The sequence below is a fragment of the Sphingomonas sp. HMP6 genome (genome assembly GCF_013374095.1).
In the GTDB taxonomy this organism is placed as follows: domain Bacteria; phylum Pseudomonadota; class Alphaproteobacteria; order Sphingomonadales; family Sphingomonadaceae; genus Sphingomonas.
Genome location: NZ_AP022672.1, coordinates 739,869 through 755,152, shown reverse-complemented (window position 1 = coordinate 755,152; position 15,284 = coordinate 739,869). Strand labels below are relative to the sequence as shown.

At 64.6% G+C, this 15,284-nt stretch carries 17 protein-coding genes; 7 read left to right on the top strand and 10 right to left on the bottom strand.

Features of this window, described 5'->3' with window-relative positions; genetic code table 11:
- Positions 1 to 102 precede the first annotated feature (102 nt).
- Both HMP06_RS03930 and HMP06_RS03925 read right to left on the bottom strand, forming a co-directional pair.
- Positions 103 to 2,172 (bottom strand): malate synthase G, encoded by a 2,070-nt coding sequence (locus HMP06_RS03930; protein ID WP_176495928.1) that lies wholly within the window; start codon positions 2,170 to 2,172, stop codon positions 103 to 105.
- A 175-nt stretch (positions 2,173 to 2,347) separates the two neighbouring features.
- Positions 2,348 to 2,797, bottom strand: a complete 450-nt coding sequence (locus HMP06_RS03925; RefSeq protein WP_176495927.1) for a MarR family winged helix-turn-helix transcriptional regulator — start codon at positions 2,795 to 2,797, stop codon at positions 2,348 to 2,350.
- A 113-nt stretch (positions 2,798 to 2,910) separates the two neighbouring features.
- Between HMP06_RS03925 and hppD the strand changes: the two genes are divergently transcribed.
- The 4 genes from hppD to HMP06_RS03905 all read left to right on the top strand — a co-directional run bounded on the left by hppD (position 2,911) and on the right by HMP06_RS03905 (position 6,700).
- Positions 2,911 to 3,951: a 4-hydroxyphenylpyruvate dioxygenase gene (gene hppD / locus HMP06_RS03920; RefSeq protein WP_197940739.1), complete on the top strand. Its 1,041-nt coding sequence runs from the start codon at positions 2,911 to 2,913 to the stop codon at positions 3,949 to 3,951.
- Positions 3,952 to 4,068: 117 nt separating this feature from the next.
- Positions 4,069 to 5,355: a homogentisate 1,2-dioxygenase gene (gene hmgA, locus HMP06_RS03915; RefSeq protein ID WP_176495925.1), complete on the top strand. Its 1,287-nt coding sequence runs from the start codon at positions 4,069 to 4,071 to the stop codon at positions 5,353 to 5,355.
- Between the two features lie 56 nt (positions 5,356 to 5,411).
- Positions 5,412 to 6,119: a guanitoxin biosynthesis heme-dependent pre-guanitoxin N-hydroxylase GntA gene (gntA, locus tag HMP06_RS03910; protein ID WP_176495924.1), complete on the top strand. Its 708-nt coding sequence runs from the start codon at positions 5,412 to 5,414 to the stop codon at positions 6,117 to 6,119.
- Complete coding sequence (locus HMP06_RS03905) at positions 6,116 to 6,700, top strand: DUF1989 domain-containing protein (RefSeq protein ID WP_176495923.1); 585 nt, start codon at positions 6,116 to 6,118, stop codon at positions 6,698 to 6,700. Before gntA ends, HMP06_RS03905 begins: the two co-directional genes overlap by 4 nt.
- 116 nt (positions 6,701 to 6,816) lie before the next feature.
- On the opposite strand, the gene HMP06_RS03900 is transcribed toward HMP06_RS03905, so the two are convergent.
- Genes HMP06_RS03900 through HMP06_RS03890 form a run of 3 tightly spaced genes read right to left on the bottom strand, consistent with a single transcriptional unit; the run spans position 6,817 to position 9,430 of the window.
- Entirely contained in the window at positions 6,817 to 8,229 is a 1,413-nt protein-coding gene (locus HMP06_RS03900; protein ID WP_176495922.1) for a coniferyl aldehyde dehydrogenase, read from the bottom strand.
- The gene (locus tag HMP06_RS03895) at positions 8,226 to 8,666 is read right to left on the bottom strand and encodes a hypothetical protein (protein ID WP_176495921.1); all 441 of its coding nucleotides are present in this window, start codon (positions 8,664 to 8,666) and stop codon (positions 8,226 to 8,228) included. Before HMP06_RS03895 ends, HMP06_RS03900 begins: the two co-directional genes overlap by 4 nt.
- On the bottom strand, positions 8,663 to 9,430 hold the full coding sequence (locus HMP06_RS03890; protein ID WP_176495920.1) for a prepilin peptidase: 768 nt from the start codon (positions 9,428 to 9,430) through the stop codon (positions 8,663 to 8,665). Before HMP06_RS03890 ends, HMP06_RS03895 begins: the two co-directional genes overlap by 4 nt.
- Positions 9,431 to 9,516: 86 nt before the next feature.
- On the opposite strand from HMP06_RS03890, the gene HMP06_RS03885 reads away from it, so the two are divergent.
- Positions 9,517 to 10,704 (top strand): acetyl-CoA C-acyltransferase, encoded by a 1,188-nt coding sequence (locus HMP06_RS03885; RefSeq protein WP_176495919.1) that lies wholly within the window; start codon positions 9,517 to 9,519, stop codon positions 10,702 to 10,704.
- Between the two features lie 154 nt (positions 10,705 to 10,858).
- Here HMP06_RS03885 and HMP06_RS03880 read toward each other — a convergent pair whose 3' ends face one another.
- Positions 10,859 to 11,338, bottom strand: a complete 480-nt coding sequence (locus tag HMP06_RS03880) for a GNAT family N-acetyltransferase (RefSeq protein ID WP_232089854.1) — start codon at positions 11,336 to 11,338, stop codon at positions 10,859 to 10,861.
- The gene (locus HMP06_RS03875; RefSeq protein ID WP_176495917.1) at positions 11,335 to 11,826 is read right to left on the bottom strand and encodes an SH3 domain-containing protein; all 492 of its coding nucleotides are present in this window, start codon (positions 11,824 to 11,826) and stop codon (positions 11,335 to 11,337) included. Before HMP06_RS03875 ends, HMP06_RS03880 begins: the two co-directional genes overlap by 4 nt.
- 97 nt (positions 11,827 to 11,923) lie before the next feature.
- On the opposite strand from HMP06_RS03875, the gene HMP06_RS03870 reads away from it, so the two are divergent.
- Positions 11,924 to 12,922 (top strand): 2-hydroxyacid dehydrogenase, encoded by a 999-nt coding sequence (locus HMP06_RS03870; RefSeq protein ID WP_176495916.1) that lies wholly within the window; start codon positions 11,924 to 11,926, stop codon positions 12,920 to 12,922.
- A 7-nt stretch (positions 12,923 to 12,929) separates the two neighbouring features.
- Positions 12,930 to 13,493, top strand: a complete 564-nt coding sequence (locus HMP06_RS03865; protein WP_176495915.1) for a hypothetical protein — start codon at positions 12,930 to 12,932, stop codon at positions 13,491 to 13,493.
- Positions 13,494 to 13,626: 133 nt separating this feature from the next.
- Here the strand turns inward: HMP06_RS03865 and HMP06_RS03860 are convergent, their stop codons facing one another.
- From HMP06_RS03860 to HMP06_RS03850, 3 genes are read right to left on the bottom strand one after another with little or no spacing between them, the layout of a single operon-like run.
- Positions 13,627 to 14,262: a hypothetical protein gene (locus tag HMP06_RS03860; RefSeq protein WP_176495914.1), complete on the bottom strand. Its 636-nt coding sequence runs from the start codon at positions 14,260 to 14,262 to the stop codon at positions 13,627 to 13,629.
- 56 nt (positions 14,263 to 14,318) lie between these two features.
- Positions 14,319 to 14,732: a type II toxin-antitoxin system VapC family toxin gene (locus HMP06_RS03855; RefSeq protein ID WP_176495913.1), complete on the bottom strand. Its 414-nt coding sequence runs from the start codon at positions 14,730 to 14,732 to the stop codon at positions 14,319 to 14,321.
- The gene (locus tag HMP06_RS03850) at positions 14,729 to 15,001 is read right to left on the bottom strand and encodes a hypothetical protein (protein ID WP_176495912.1); all 273 of its coding nucleotides are present in this window, start codon (positions 14,999 to 15,001) and stop codon (positions 14,729 to 14,731) included. Before HMP06_RS03850 ends, HMP06_RS03855 begins: the two co-directional genes overlap by 4 nt.
- Positions 15,002 to 15,284 lie beyond the last annotated feature (283 nt).

Below are 15,284 nucleotides of genomic sequence, written 5' to 3'. Positions count from 1 at the left end.
AGCTCGTAAAAACAAAGTGTTTGCGTCCCCGCTCGATTGCACAGGTGCCACGCAAACAGCCCGTACTTTGTCCCTACAACGCGCGAGCCGCCGTTCGTTTCCCTAAGCCGCCTTTAATCGCAAACGATAAGCGTGCAGCAGCGGCTCGGTATAGCCACTCGGTTGCGTGATCCCCTCGAAGACCAACGCCCGCGCCGCCTGCAAGGCCAGGCTTTCGGGATGCCCCGCCATCGGCCGGTACAGCGGATCGCCCGCATTTTGCGCGTCGACCTTTGCCGCCATCCGCTCGAACGCGGCATCCACCTCCTCGCGCGTCGCGACACCGTGGAGCAGCCAGTTCGCAATATGCTGCGACGAAATGCGCAGCGTCGCGCGATCCTCCATCAGGCCGATGTCATGGATGTCGGGCACTTTCGAACACCCCACCCCCTGGTCGATCCACCGCACCACATAGCCGAGGATGCCCTGCGCATTGTTGTCGAGCTCCGCGCGCACTTCCTCCGGCGTCCAGTTGCGCCCCTGCGCGACCGGCACGGCGAGCAACCGATCGAGCCCCGGCACGGCTTCCTTCGCAATCTCCTTCTGCCGCGCGAAAACGTCGACCTTGTGATAGTGCATCGCGTGCAACGTCGCGGCGGTCGGCGACGGTACCCAGGCGGTGTTCGCGCCCGACATCGGGTGGCCGATCTTCTGCTCCATCATGTCGGCCATCCGGTCGGGTGCTGCCCACATCCCCTTGCCGATCTGCGCCCGCCCCGCGAACCCGGCGGCGAGCCCGATCCGCACATTGCGATCCTCATACGCCTTGATCCAGTCGCTCGCCTTCATCTCGGCCTTGGGGATCATCGGCCCGGCGCGCATCGCGGTGTGCATTTCATCACCGGTGCGATCGAGGAAGCCGGTGTTGATGAACACCACGCGGTCCTTCACCGCCCGAATGCACGCGGCGAGATTGGCCGAGGTCCGCCGCTCCTCGTCCATCACGCCCACCTTGACCGTATGACGCGCCAAACCGAGCAAATCCTCGACCGCATCGAACAGATCGTTGGTGAACGCCGCCTCGTCCGGCCCGTGCATCTTCGGCTTGACGATATAGACCGAACCCGCGCGGCTGTTCCTGAACGTGCCCAGCCCGCGCAGATCGTACAGCGCGATCGTGCTGGTGACGATTGCATCAAGAATCCCCTCGGGCGCTTCGCTGCCATCGGGCAGGCGGATCGCCGGGTTGGTCATCAAATGCCCGACGTTGCGCACGAACAGCAAGCTGCGCCCCGGCAGCGTCAGGCCGTCGTCATAAACCCGGTCGGGATTGAGCCGCCGCGTCACCGCCTTACCGCCCTTGTCGAACGTGTCGGCCAAATCGCCCCGCATCAGCCCGAGCCAATTGGCATAAGCCGCGACCTTGTCCTCGGCATCGACCGCCGCGACCGAATCCTCGAGATCGCAAATCGTCGTCAGCGCGGATTCGAGGATGACGTCGGCGATATGCGCGGGATCGTCGCGTCCGATCGGATTGGCGGCGTCGACCACGACCTCGATATGCAGCCCGTTGTTCACGAAAAGATAAGACGCACCCTTCCGCCCGACCAATTGCGCCGGGGTCCGCAACACCGGCGCATCGTCATTCAGCAAGTCTTCCCAACGCCCCTGCGCCAGCGGCACCGCCTGATCGAGAAACGCCTTTGCCGCAGCCACCACCTGCCGCCCGCGCACCGGATCATAGCCACCCGGCACCGCCATCCCCGGCAACGCATCGGTGCCATAGAAGGCATCGTACAGGCTCCCCCAGCGCGCATTGGCGGCGTTGAGCAGGAAGCGCGCATTGAGGATCGGCACGACGAGCTGCGGCCCGGCCATCGTCGCGACTTCGGCATCGACATTTTCCGTGCCGATCGTGAAGGGCGCCGGTTCGGGCACGAGATAGCCGATCGCGCGCAGGAACGCCTCATCGACCGCCTCACCCGCCTCATAGCGCGCGTCGATCTGCGCTTGCAGCGTGTCGCGCACCGCCAGCAAAGCGCGGTTGCGCGGCGCGAACCTCGCGTAGATTCCCGCAACACCCTGCCACCAGCCCGCCGCATCGATCCCGAGCCCGGGCAGCACGCGGTCTTCGATAAAGCTGGCGAGCGGGGCGGCGACCGAAAGGCCGGCGCGGTCGAGCATGTCGGGCATAAATCCTCCTTGGGAAACGTAAGCGCGGCCTGGGGAGGGCTGACCCCGCGCTTAGGCCAGCAGGGGCGCCTGCATCAACCCCGTTCCGCGCACCCGTGCTCCTGCGAAGGCAGGAGCCCTGATCAACGAAGCGCAGCCCCCGCAACCCAAAGCTCCGGCCTCCGCAGCAGCACGACTACCGCTCGCTATCGAACGGTGCCGCCGACGCTTCGATCCGCTCGAGCATCGCGGCGAACGTCGCGATTTCCGTGGGGGTGAAGCCGGCAAACACCTCCGCCTCCAGCTCGAGCGCTTTCGGCGCGACATCCTCGTACAGCGCGCGGCCCGTGGCGGTCAGCACCAGCAGATGCGACCGCTGGTCCCCCGGATTGGGCCGCCGCTCGACCAGCCCGCGCTCGACCAAAGTCGCCGCCGCCCGGCTGACCGTCACCTTGTCCATCCGCGTCGCCACGCCCAGCGCCTGCTGCGTCGCGCCCGCCCCCTCGGCGATCACCGCGATCAGCCGCCATTCGGGGATCTTGAGCCCGAACAGCGCCTGATAGGTGCTCGCAATCGCCGCCGACACCCGGTTGGAGGCGATCGACAGGCGATAGGGGAGGAAATGGTCGAGCTTGAGTTCCGGCATGATGCCGCGACGTTACGGGATGGACGGCTCTGCGCAAGCCCGCTATATGGTTACATATGAAACCAGTTGGAGTGGATAGCGTGACCCCATCCGAGACCAAGCCCGAAAATCCGATGGGCCTGAACGGCTTCGAATTCGTCGAATTCACCTCGCCGAACCCCGAGGCAATGGCCGATCTGTTCGAGAAGATGGGCTTCACGCACGTCGGCACGCACAAATCCAAGAATGTCCGCCGCTACGCACAAGGCGACATCAACTTCCTGCTCAACATGGATGAAGCGGGCCAAGTCGCCGGCTTCCGCAACGCGCACGGACCCTCCGCCAATGCGATGGCGTTCCGCGTTGCGAACGGCGCGGACGCGGTAAAACTCGCGCTCGACCGCGGCGCGACTCAGGTCACCGGCCACCACGGCCCCGGCGAGCTCGACATCCCGGCGATCGAAGGCATTGGCGGCGCCAACCTCTATCTGGTCGACGCAGCATCGCGAATCTACGACACGGATTTTACCCCCACCGGTGCCGGCGTCGACGATCACAGCGTCGGCCTCCACACGCTCGACCACCTCACCCACAATCTGCAGCGCGGGCGGATGAGCTATTGGGCTGACTATTACGAGCGCATCTTCAACTTCCGCCAGATCCGCTATTTCGACATTGAGGGCCAATCGACCGGCCTGTTCAGCAAGGCGATGACCGCGCCCGACGACAAGATCCGCATCCCGCTGAACGAAAGCCAGGACGAGCATTCGCAGATCGAAGAGTTCATCAAGGACTATAAGGGCGAAGGCATCCAGCATCTCGCGCTCGCCACCGACGACATCTTCACCACGGTCGACACGCTGCGCGCCAACGGCATCCGCTTCCAGACGACGCCGCAGACCTATTTCGACCTGATCGACAAGCGCCTCCCCGGCCACGGCCATGACGTCGAGGAAATGCGCAAGCGCGACATCTTGATCGACGGCGCGCCCGAGACCGGCGGCGGGCTGCTGCTACAGATCTTCACCGAAAACATGGTCGGCCCAATCTTCTTCGAAATCATCCAGCGCAAAGGCAATGACGGCTTTGGCGAGGGCAATTTCAAGGCGCTGTTCGAGTCGATTGAATTGGACCAGATCCGCCGCGGCGTGGTCCCGGCCAAGGTCGAGGCGTAACCGATCCGAGGGGGCAACCGGGTGCCCCCTCCACCGTTCGTTTCGAGCGCAGTCGAGAAACCGAAACGAGCGCACCGCCAGGCTTCTCGACTGCGCTCGAAGCGAACGGAGTGTACGATGACCACCTACCAAACCGGCTTCGGCAACCACTTCGCCACCGAAGCCATCCCCGGCGCGCTCCCGATCGGCCGCAACTCGCCGCAGCGCCCCGCCTTCGGCCTCTACGCCGAGCAGATCAGCGGCAGCGCCTTCACTGCGCCGCGCCACGAGAACCACCGCTCATGGCTCTACCGGCTGCGCCCGAGCGCCGCGCACCCCGCCTTCACGCGCTACCAAGGCGCGCCGCTGTTCGCGCCCGGCCAGTCGAAAGAACCGCTCGCCCCCAACCGCCTCCGCTGGGGTCCGCTCGACGTGCAGGACACCGACTGGCTCGACAGCCTCACCACGATGCTCGTCGCGGGCGAAGGCCCGCGCACGCAGACCGGCGTAGCAATGCACCTCTACCGCTGCGCGAAGGACATGGAGAACCGCGCCTTCGCCTCGGCCGATGGCGAGTTGCTGATCCTGCCCGAACAGGGCGCGCTCACCCTCCTCACCGAACTCGGCCGGATCGACGTGAAACCCGGCGAGATCGCGCTCATCCCGCGCGGCGTCCGCTTCCGCGTCACCCTCCCCGATGGCCCCGCGCGCGGCTATGTCGCCGAAAACCACGGCCAGCCCTTCCGCCTGCCCGATCTCGGCCCGATCGGCGCGAACGGCCTCGCCAACCCGCGCGATTTCGAAACCCCCGTCGCCTGGTTCGAGGATGTCGAGGGCGACTACCAACTCGTCCAGAAATTTCTCGGCAGCCTATGGACCACCAACCTCGGTCGCTCCCCGCTCGATGTCGTCGCGTGGCACGGCAATTACGCGCCGTGGAAGTACGATCTCGCGCGCTTCAACACGATCGGCAGCATCAGCTTCGATCATCCCGACCCGTCGATCTTCACCGTGCTGACCTCGCCCAGCGACGTGCCCGGCACCGCGAACGTCGATTTCGTAATCTTCCCGCCGCGCTGGCTCGTGGCAGAGGACACCTTCCGCCCGCCCTGGTTCCACCGCAACACGATGAGCGAATGCATGGGCCTGCTCTACGGTGCCTATGACGCCAAGGCCGACGGTTTCGTCCCCGGCGCGCTGTCGCTACACAATCAGATGAGCGGCCACGGTCCGGACGTAGCGTCATGGCAAGGTGCGACCAATGCGGACCTGAAGCCCCAAAAACTCGACAGCACGATGGCGTTCATGATCGAGAGCCGCTGGGTCTTCACCCCCACCGATTTTGCGCTCCAAACCAGCGCGCTGGATGCGGAGTACGATCAGGCGTGGGACGGTTTCCCCAAGGCGATCCTCCCCGCCGCTTGATCCAGATCAGACCCATTCTTTCGGAACTTAGCGCCCGAAAATGCGTCTTATTGGGCATGCCTACCCCATCGACCCCCCTCTTCCCTTGGCGTCACCGCGCCCAGGGTGATTTCCAGGCGTTGCTCGACGCCCATGTCGCAGCGGCCGAATTCCCCTGCGTCGGTGCCAAGGCCGCGCTCGCCAAGGGCACGCTATCGGTGCTCGCCTGCGACCGGATCGACAGCGCGTGGGACGACCTTCGCATCCACGACGGCCTGCTCAACTTCGCCGCCGATTATCGCAAAAATCCCGGCCTCTTCCGCAGCTTCGCGGTGATCTTCGGTGGCCCCGACGATCTGAGCGAAGAAGCGTTCGAGGCGGCGCTGTGGCAACGCGCGCAATCGCTCTCCGACAAGGACCATTGGCGCGGCCAGGGGTATGACGCCGGCGTCAGCGCCGATCCCGACAGCCCGCATTTCTCGCTGAGCTTCGGCGGCGAAGCGTTCTTCATCGTCGGCCTGCACCCGCGCGCCAGCCGCCCTGCGCGGCGTTTCGCGCAGCCGACGATGGTGTTCAACCTCCACGACCAGTTCGAAACGCTCCGCGCGCAGGGGCGCTATGAGGGCATGCGCGAGAAGATCCTCGTTCGCGACGAAACGCTGGCGGGGTCGCGCAACCCGATGCTCGCCCGCCACGGCGAGTCGAGCGAAGCGCGCCAATATAGCGGCCGCGCGGTCGAGGATGGCTGGAAGTGTCCCTTCTCTTATGCAGGCGCACCCGATTGAGCGACACGATCGAAATTCCAGAGCGCAGCGGCACCGCCTTTCGGCTAGCGGCCGGCCAAACGCTGACCGTGATCGATCCACGCGGGATGCAAGTGGCCGACCTGCTCGCCTACAATGCCGATGACATCGCCGAGGTCATTTCTTCAGGCCGCACGCTCGATTATGCCGAGACGATCCGGCTCACCACCGGCCACACGCTCTATTCGAACCGCTCGCGCCCGATGCTCGAAATCATCGCGGACACCGTCGGCGTCCACGATTTCCTGCTCACCCCGTGCAGCTACGCCACCTTCCACCATTTTTACCCAGACCTGCCCCCGCACCGTGGCTGCTTCGGCAATCTCGCGGCGGCGCTCGCCCCGTTCGACATAGGCGAGGACGATATTCCCATCGCGTTCAACTGCTTCATGAATGTGCCCGTCGATCCCTCGGGCAAGCTCTCGGTCCTCCCGCCGATCAGCAAAGCCGGCGACCACATCACCTTCCGCGCCGCAATGGACCTGATCATCGGCCTCACCGCCTGCTCCGCCCCGGCGAGCAACGGCGGGAGCTTCAAGCCGATTGCATATCGGATCGATTGAGCCGGACCACACCTTTCGTCACCCCGGACTTGGTCCGGGGTCCACCGCGGTCTGGCCAAACCATCGGTTGCGTGCACGGCGCGGTGGATGCCGGAACAAGTCCGGCATGACGGAAGTTACTTCATCTGCCGCTTCACGCTAGCCATCGTCGCCTTGCCATAAGGCGGCTTCAGCCCCGCCAGCTTCGCCACGTCGAGCTTCGCCTGCTTGTACACCGCTTTGGCATGGCTGAACGTCTTGAACCCGTCGGTCCCGTGATACGACCCCATCCCCGACGGCCCGATCCCGCCGAACGGCAGTTCCTCCATCGAGACGTGGAACACCACATCGTCGAGCGTCACCCCGCCTGAGATCGTCCGGTCGAGCACACGCCGCCGCTCGGCTTCATCCGGCCCGAAATAATAGAGCCCCAGCGGCCGGTCGCGCCGGTTCACCTCGCCGATCGCATCGTCGATCGCGCGATAGCTGCGCACCGGCAGGATCGGCCCGAACAGTTCCTCCTGCATCACGATCATGTCGTCGGTCGCGTTCCGAACGATGTGTAGCGGCATTTTCCGCGCGTTCGATCCGGCGAAATCCTCGCCCGCCGGATTGACCACCTCGACCGTCGCCCCCTTGGCGCGCGCATCCGCGACCCAGTCGGTCAGCCGCTGATGATGCCGGTCGTTGATGATCGCGGTATAATCGGGGTTGGCGAGCAAGGTCGGATACATCGCCGACACCGCCGCCTTGATCCCGTCGACTACCGCTTGTTCCTGCGCCTCGGGCACCAGCATGTAATCGGGTGCGAGGCAGATTTGTCCGGCGTTGAGCATCTTCCCGATCGCGACGCGCTCGGTCGTCTTGGCGATATCGGCACCCTTGCCGACGATCACCGGCGATTTGCCGCCCAGTTCCAGCGTCACCGGCGTCAAATTGTCGGCAGCCGCATGCAAGATGTGCCGCCCGATCCCGGTCGCGCCGGTGAAGATCAGATGGTCGAACGGCAGCTCCGAAAACGCTTTCCCCACATCCGCCCCGCCGCTGAAGAAAGCGAGTTCGTCGGTGGGAAAGTATTTGGGGCACACCTCTTCGAACAAAGCCGCCGTGCGCGGGGTGAACTCACTCGTCTTGACCATCACCCGGTTGCCCGCCGCAAACGCGCCCGCGACCGGCCCCATCACCAGATTGACCGGGAAATTCCACGGCGCGATCACGCCGACCACGCCCTTGGGCTGATATTCGACCCACGCCTTGGCACCAAGCAGCCCAAGCGGGAATTGCACCGCGCGCGTGTCGCGCCGCATCCATTTCTCGACCGATTTCAGCGCGTGCTTCAACGGCGCGATCGACGACGCGATATCGGTCAGCATCGATTGTTCGCGGCTGCGATGCCCGAAATCCTCGCTCAGCGCGTCGCAGAACGCATCGGCATTGTCGGCGATCATCGCGACCGCGCGCTTCAGCCGGTCTTTCCGCGCGCCGATCGTAACCGGCAATTCCTCCATGAAACCCGCGCGTTGGAGTTTCAGAACATCCTGCATCGTCATGTTGCGCATCCTATCATCCCCGCGACCGGCACCACGATGCTGTCCTGCCCCGCCCGGTCGATTTGCAAAATTCCCTCGGGCACCATCGCCCCGCCGACGATCGACCCCCGCGTCTCGATCTTTAGCGTCAGCTTTGCAGCGGTACTGCCGCCGCCATAATCGTTCGTCTCGGCAAAGCCGAAGCCGCCCGCGCCGACTTGCGCGCTGCGTTCCAGGTCGATGATCGTGCCCCCGATCGACAGCCGCAACCGCGCCGGATCGGCCTGCGCCATCGCCACCAGAGCGCGCGTCCCCGTCGCGGTCCAGAGGTAAGCGGCACACCCCCGCGCGGGCAAATCCTGCCGCGGGATCGCCCCGATCGGCAAGCCATCGATCGACGGCGCGGGCACTGCCGGAGCAGCCTGGGTGAGCGCGGCGAGAAAGAGAAAAAGGCTCATGCCACCGATCCTAACAGGAACAACCACGCCGGGTAAGCGGCGATCGCGAGCAGTGCGCCGAACGGCTTGGCGTCGGTCAGCGCCGCACTCTTCCCCGTCACCATTCCGACCAGCACGATCGCCAGCCCCGTCAGCGCGGCGAGAAACAGCACCACCGGCAGCATCTGCCACCCCAGCCACAGCCCGATCGCGCCGAGCATCTTCGGGTCACCCCCGCCGAGCCCAACGCGCTTGCGGATCAGGCGATACCCCTCCCCGATCAGCCACAAGGACGCGAAGCCAGCGGCCCCGCCGATCAGCCGGTCCGCAAGCGGCGGTTCCACACCCAGCACCCCGGTGACCAGCCCCCCGATCGCCAACGTCACCGTCAACACGTTGGGCAACACGAAATACGCCAGATCGAGCGCCGCGAGCGTCAGCAACAGCCACCCGAACACCGCGCCCGCCAGCCCAACCGGCCCCGGCACCGCCAACCCCGCCAGCACGCCGACGAACACACAGCCAAGCTCGATCTGCCAGTGGCGCGGGTCGATCCGCGCGCCGCACACCCGGCACAGCCCGCGCGTCACGGCAGCACTCAACAGCGGCACCAGATCGCGCGCACCCAGCGGCGCATGACACGCATCGCACTGCGACCGCCCGTGGAGCACGGAATGCTCGTGCGGCCAGCGGATCACCAGCGTCGCCAGAAAACTGCCCGCCACCGCGCCCAGCCCGCCGAGCAGCACCGGCCAAAGGATCGTCGCTGTCGCAAGGTCGGGCATCACAGCGCCTTAAGCGTTGCGCGCGGGTTTGTAATCCGGGATCGGCTGTCCTAGATCGCGGGCACATCCGCCGCGAAAGGCCCACAATGTCCACCGATCCCGTCGTCATCGTTTCGTATGCCCGCACCCCGATGGGGTCGTTCCAAGGCGCGCTGACCGGCGCGACCGCGACCGAGTTGGGCGCAGCTGCGGTTGGCGGCGCGGTCGCGCGCGCGGGCCTGTCGAGCGATGCGATCGAACGGATCTATATGGGCTGCGTGCTCGCCGCCGGCCTTGGCCAGGCCCCGGCGCGTCAGGCCGCACTCAAGGCCGGCCTCGGCCAGCATATCGAGGCGACGACCGTCAACAAGATGTGCGGATCGGGCATGATGGCGACGATGCTCGCCGCCGATGCGCTCGCTGCCGGTTCGGCCGATTTGCTGATCGCGGGCGGGATGGAGAGCATGACCAACGCGCCCTACCTCTCGCTGCGCCACCGCGGCGGCGCGCGGATCGGGCATGATGTGTTGAAGGATCACATGTATCTCGACGGGCTCGAAGATGCCTATGAACCCGGCAAATTGATGGGCAATTTCGCCGAGGACACCGCCGCCGTCTATCAATTCACCCGCGGCCAGATGGACGATTACGCGATCGAATCGCTCCACCGCGCGCAACGCGCGCAGACCTCCGGTGCATTCGACCGCGAGATCGTCGCGGTCGAAGTGGCCGGCCGCAAAGGCCCGACCACCGTCAGCCTCGACGAGCAACCCGCAAAGGGCGACGTCGCCAAGATCCCGACGCTGAAACCCGCTTTCTCGAAGGACGGCACGATCACCGCCGCCAACGCCTCGTCCATCTCGGACGGTGCCGCCGCGTTGGTGATGACGCGCGCGAGCGTCGCCGAAAAGCTCGGTCTCACCCCCATCGCGCGGATCGTGGCGCAAGCGGCGCACGCGCACGCCCCATCGCTCTTCACCACCGCGCCCGTCTTCGCGATGCGCAAGGCGCTCGAGCGTGCAGGCTGGTCGGCCAAGGATGTCGATCTGTTCGAGGTCAACGAAGCCTTCGCGGTCGTCGCGATGATCGCAATGCGCGATCTCGACATCGCGCATGACAGGATCAACGTGAACGGCGGTGCCTGCGCGCTCGGCCACCCGATCGGCGCGAGCGGCGCCCGCATCCTCGCAACGCTGCTGTCTGCCCTACAAACCCACGACCAAAAGCGCGGCCTCGCCTCGCTCTGCATCGGCGGCGGCGAAGCGACCGCGGTCGCAGTGGAATTGATGAACTGACTTAATTCCTCCCCCAGCTCGCTGGGGGAGGGGGACCGCCAGCCTTCTTCAGGCTGGTGGTGGAGGGGTAGTTACGAAGCGCAGCGCTCATGGCTACCCCTCCACCATTCGGCAGAAGATGCCGAATGGTCCCCCTCCCCGTCCCGGGGAGGATTTAAGGTAAATCCAACCGATAGTACCGACTAAACGCGGTATCGACGTACCCCGCAAACGGCCCACACGCCACAAACCCCGCCCCCGCATACAACGCCCGCGCAGGCGCAAACGGCGCGTTAGACCCGGTCTCCAGACTCACCCGCCGATACCCCCGCCCGCGCGCCTCGGCGATCAGATGGTCCAGCATCGCCCGCGCAACGCCCCGCCGCACATGCGCGGGCGCAGTCCGCATCGATTTCAACTCGCCATGCCCCGGATCGAGCTGCTTCAACGCCCCCATCCCGAGCAGCGCCGCGCCCTCCCACAAAGTCCACAACGTCACATCAGCCGCGCGCAACCCGCTCAGATCGAGCGCGAACACCGCGCCCGGCGGCGAATTCTCGAATGCGGCGCGCAAATGCAATTCAACCAACGCGACCACATCCGGATGCGTCAGATCGTCCCGAACGATCCGCCGGCCGTCGCCAAGCGCACTCAATTGAGCACTTCGCCCGGTTCGACACCCCACAGCCGCACCGCCTCGACATAACCGCCGCGCCCGCGCACATCGAAATGGCACCAGCCGCGCGCGCATTTGCTCAAGCGGCCCACCACGCCCGGCGCGGCGCGCCACCGCACCCGCCCGCCCTCGCGCGGCGAATCGCGCAGCTCGGCGACCGTACCCATCACCAAAGCGGTGCGGGTCTCGCTGACCAAAGTCCCCATCATCCACCCTTGTGTGCCGCCTGGATCCTCGACCTTGTACCACGCGCCGGACCCGTAAATATCGAGCACCTTTACCGGCAGATCGGCGCGCTGATACAGCCAGCTTGCCGGATACCCCCGCCCCGGCCCAGTGCGCATCCGCGCCTTGCCCGCCGAAATCGAGCCGAAATACGGCGTCTTCTTGGTAACCAACGCGGCGATCGACGGCGCGGCCAACGCCACTGCCGTTACTGCCAGGATGATCCGGCCCCCGATACGCATGCTTCGCCCCTTGGAAATTCCCCGTCTGTCTACCGTGCTTCATACCCCCGCTTCAACACCCGTTGACGCAGGCAAACGCCTCCGCCAAGCCTGTGCCATGCCCGAAATGAGACGCGTCCCGAACCCGAAGATCGTCGTGACTCGCGAATTGCCCGATGCGGTGATGAGCCGGATGGAGCAATTGTTCGACGCGACGATCCATCGCGGGCCGACCGGCTTGTCGCGCGATCAGCTCGCCGTCGCGATGGCGACATGCGACGTACTCGTCCCCACCGTAACCGACGAGATCGATGCCGATCTCATCGCGAATGCCGGCCCCGACCTCAAACTCATCGCCAATTTCGGCGCGGGCGTGAACCATATCGCGCTGAAGGCGGCGCGTGCGCGCGGCATCATCGTCACCAACACGCCCGGCGTCCTGACCGAGGATACCGCCGACATGACGATGGCGCTGATCCTCTCGGTCCCCCGCCGCCTAGCGGAGGGCGAGAAGCTCGTCCGCTCGGGCGAATGGAAGGGCTGGAGCCCCGGCGGGATGCTCGGCCACCGCATCGGCGGAAAGGCGCTCGGCATCATCGGCATGGGGCGGATCGGCCAGGCGGTGGCACTCCGCGCACGCGCCTTCGGCCTGTCGATCCATTACCACAACCGCCACCGCCTCCCCGCCGTGCTCGAAGCGCAGCTCGCCGCGACCTGGCACGAGAATCTCGACGAGATGCTCGCCAGCATCGACATCCTGACGCTCCACACCCCGCGCAACGCCGACAGCGAAGGTATGATCGACGCCCGCCGCATCGCCTTGCTCCGCCGCCACGTCCACCTCATCAACACCTCACGCGGCGGCATCGTCGACGAAGACGCGCTCGTCGCCGCGCTGGAGGCGGGCGCACTCGCCGGAGCGGGCTTGGATGTGTGGAAGCACGAACCCCAAATCGACCCGCGCCTGCTCGCGCTCCCCAACGTCGTGATGACCCCGCACATGGGCAGCGCCACCTACGAAGGCCGCCTGGCGACCGGCGACAAAGTTATCGCCAACATCCGCATGTGGGCCGACGGCCACCGCCCGCCGGATCAAGTGCTGGAGGGGTGGGCTTAAGCCCGGCATGTCGGATTTCGAATTCGTCTTCGCGCTGTTCGGCCTGCTGCTCGGGCTGACGCTCACCGAGGTCCTCGCGGGCTTCGCGCGCGCGATCGAAGCGCTGATCCGTCCCGGCAATCACCACCGCATCGGCTGGCTCACGCCACTGCTCGGCCTGTTCGTGATCCTTGATCTGCTGTCATTCTGGCGCGCTGCATGGACCGGACGAGACCTGGTTTCCGTGACCCCGCTGTGGTTGCTGGCGTTGACCGGTTTCGCGAGCGCCTATTATCTTGCGGCCCACCTCCTCTTCCCGCGCGAGGCCGACGATCAAACCGATTTCGATGCGCATTTCTTCCGCGTCCGGCGGATCGTGATCGGGGTGATGCTCGCGCTGTTGGCAGTCCAACTCGGCTGGTATGCCAGCATCCCGGACTTGGCGGCACGGTTGGTCCGACCCTTCCCGCTGATCCTCACCGGAATCCTGATCGCGCTGATGATCGCCGCAATGACCGTGCGCGGCGAGCGCTGGAGCCGGGCCGTGATGCTCGCGCTCGTGGGGCGGTATCTGGTGATGTATTTGTTGTAGGGCTGTGGGAGGGCGGCAAGGTCATCGCCAACATCCGCATGTGGGCCGACGGGCTCAGGCCTCCGGATCAGGTGCTGGAGGGCTGGGCTTAGTTCGGTCCTAAGTGGTGCGGTCAGTACATCGGCAAGACAGCTCAAGCAAAGCCCAAGTTGGCGTCGGTAACGCGGAAAGGCGATGTGCGTACCGTCACTATCACCCGTGCGGCATTAGTGCCAATATCCGGGATGGGTTGCAGCAGGGTGTCCGTTTCAACGCTCACTTTAACGACAAGCGAGTCATCTTCTAGAAGACAGAAGAAAGGTTTCTCATCAGGTCCCGGTGAGATTTTTGATCCCAACTGTGCCTCTGACTGGGGCATTGATAGCCCATCTAGCAAGGTCTTGAGGCGATTATCAATGTCACCTGCGCGAAGTACGCTGCCTACTCGGTCATCGCGCAAAAAGAGTACGTCGAGGTGAACTCCCACCTCCAAATTTCGCGTAATTAGCGGCACGAAATTATACGCACCAAGTGCATGCTTATTGGCGAGAAACGGTATTGAATTTATATCATCCGGACGACCAAATATCTTAGAGCCCGGTCTTGGCATCACACCCGTTGTAAGTGGTTTTCCCCAACTCGATAGATATGGACTAATCTCCCAGAAACGGCGAAGCTGCTGGTGAAAAACTCTTCTGATGTCCTGTTTATGCGTAGCTCGAGCGGATTGAACACCGCCCTTGTTGCTTTCAGCTAAAACCAAGCCCTGATAAGTAAGTCTAAATTGCATTGCTTTTCCAAATGGCACTCATGTGGGCTAGCGAAAAGATGCTTTTTCGGCGCAAATTAGTCGGTTCGACTCGCCGGATGAACAACCACATCAGTCGTCGTAAAATCTCGCCCCGCAAACAGCAGCGCCTCGCCGCGTTCCTTGGCAACGGCATAGACCATCAGGTCGAGCAAGTTCAGCACGCCGCCGCGCCCGTTTCCCTTGCCGTAACGAATCTGCGCCTCGGCGGCGATGGCCGCGTGGCGGGCATTCCAAGCGAGCGTTTCCATGCCCGCCTTGGTCAAATCCTCCAGAAACGTTTCGGCGCGATCGCCGAATGTGAAGCGCCGGTTTCGCGAGACCGTTGAAAACTCTAGCCGGATCGGAGCCGGCAAGATCAACGACGGTTCGCTGAACAACGCCGCCATGAGCGCCGCGTGACCATCCTCTTCGTCAAGGATCGCGATCAACGCAGACGTGTCGATGATCAACGCGGCAGCCCATTTTCATCGTACATCTCGTCATCGATCTCAGCCATAACGGAATGAGAGCGCTTCGGGATCGAAGCCACGAGCGCGCGTATCCGGGATATGATCGCCTCCCGATCCTCAACCGGTGGCAAGGGCATCCGCTCCAGCGCTTCCTCGATCACCTGCGCCTGACTGCGCCCATCACGCGTCAACAGCGCAAGCCGCTCTGCCGCCTTCGTGGAGCGGATCGTGATTGGTTGCTGGCGGCGGCGGGCAGTCGTTGTGGCCATATCACCGATATATCATAATCGGGTCGCACCGTGCAAGTACGCGTGCAAGCCAGCTTAGATATCGCCCCGCTGTCCTACCAAACCAAAGCCATGATATGCTCAATCCGTTCTTTCAAACCGTCGATCCCGCCCGCCCCTCCAAGGTCCGCACTCCCGGCACCGCATTGATGCCCGATGGTGCGGCTCGTGCGACTTTACGCGGACTGCATCAACGCTCGATGGTGCGACTCAAGTGTGACTTTAAGCCCACCCGCCCCGACAATGCCGTCGGAAGATCACCCCC

What these genes read in the sequence shown, in the direction of transcription:
- HMP06_RS03930 (WP_176495928.1), bottom strand. Translation starts at nt 2,172, where the DNA reads ATGCCCGACATGCTCGACCGCGCCGGCCTTTCGGTCGCCGCCCCGCTC.
- HMP06_RS03925 (WP_176495927.1), bottom strand. Translation starts at nt 2,797, where the DNA reads ATGCCGGAACTCAAGCTCGACCATTTCCTCCCCTATCGCCTGTCGATC.
- hppD (WP_197940739.1), top strand. Translation starts at nt 2,911, where the DNA reads ATGGGCCTGAACGGCTTCGAATTCGTCGAATTCACCTCGCCGAACCCC.
- hmgA (WP_176495925.1), top strand. Translation starts at nt 4,069, where the DNA reads ATGACCACCTACCAAACCGGCTTCGGCAACCACTTCGCCACCGAAGCC.
- gntA (WP_176495924.1), top strand. Translation starts at nt 5,412, where the DNA reads ATGCCTACCCCATCGACCCCCCTCTTCCCTTGGCGTCACCGCGCCCAG.
- HMP06_RS03900 (WP_176495922.1), bottom strand. Translation starts at nt 8,229, where the DNA reads ATGACGATGCAGGATGTTCTGAAACTCCAACGCGCGGGTTTCATGGAG.
- HMP06_RS03895 (WP_176495921.1), bottom strand. Translation starts at nt 8,666, where the DNA reads ATGAGCCTTTTTCTCTTTCTCGCCGCGCTCACCCAGGCTGCTCCGGCA.
- HMP06_RS03890 (WP_176495920.1), bottom strand. Translation starts at nt 9,430, where the DNA reads ATGCCCGACCTTGCGACAGCGACGATCCTTTGGCCGGTGCTGCTCGGC.
- HMP06_RS03885 (WP_176495919.1), top strand. Translation starts at nt 9,517, where the DNA reads ATGTCCACCGATCCCGTCGTCATCGTTTCGTATGCCCGCACCCCGATG.
- HMP06_RS03875 (WP_176495917.1), bottom strand. Translation starts at nt 11,826, where the DNA reads ATGCGTATCGGGGGCCGGATCATCCTGGCAGTAACGGCAGTGGCGTTG.
- HMP06_RS03870 (WP_176495916.1), top strand. Translation starts at nt 11,924, where the DNA reads ATGCCCGAAATGAGACGCGTCCCGAACCCGAAGATCGTCGTGACTCGC.
- HMP06_RS03865 (WP_176495915.1), top strand. Translation starts at nt 12,930, where the DNA reads ATGTCGGATTTCGAATTCGTCTTCGCGCTGTTCGGCCTGCTGCTCGGG.
- HMP06_RS03860 (WP_176495914.1), bottom strand. Translation starts at nt 14,262, where the DNA reads ATGCAATTTAGACTTACTTATCAGGGCTTGGTTTTAGCTGAAAGCAAC.
- HMP06_RS03850 (WP_176495912.1), bottom strand. Translation starts at nt 15,001, where the DNA reads ATGGCCACAACGACTGCCCGCCGCCGCCAGCAACCAATCACGATCCGC.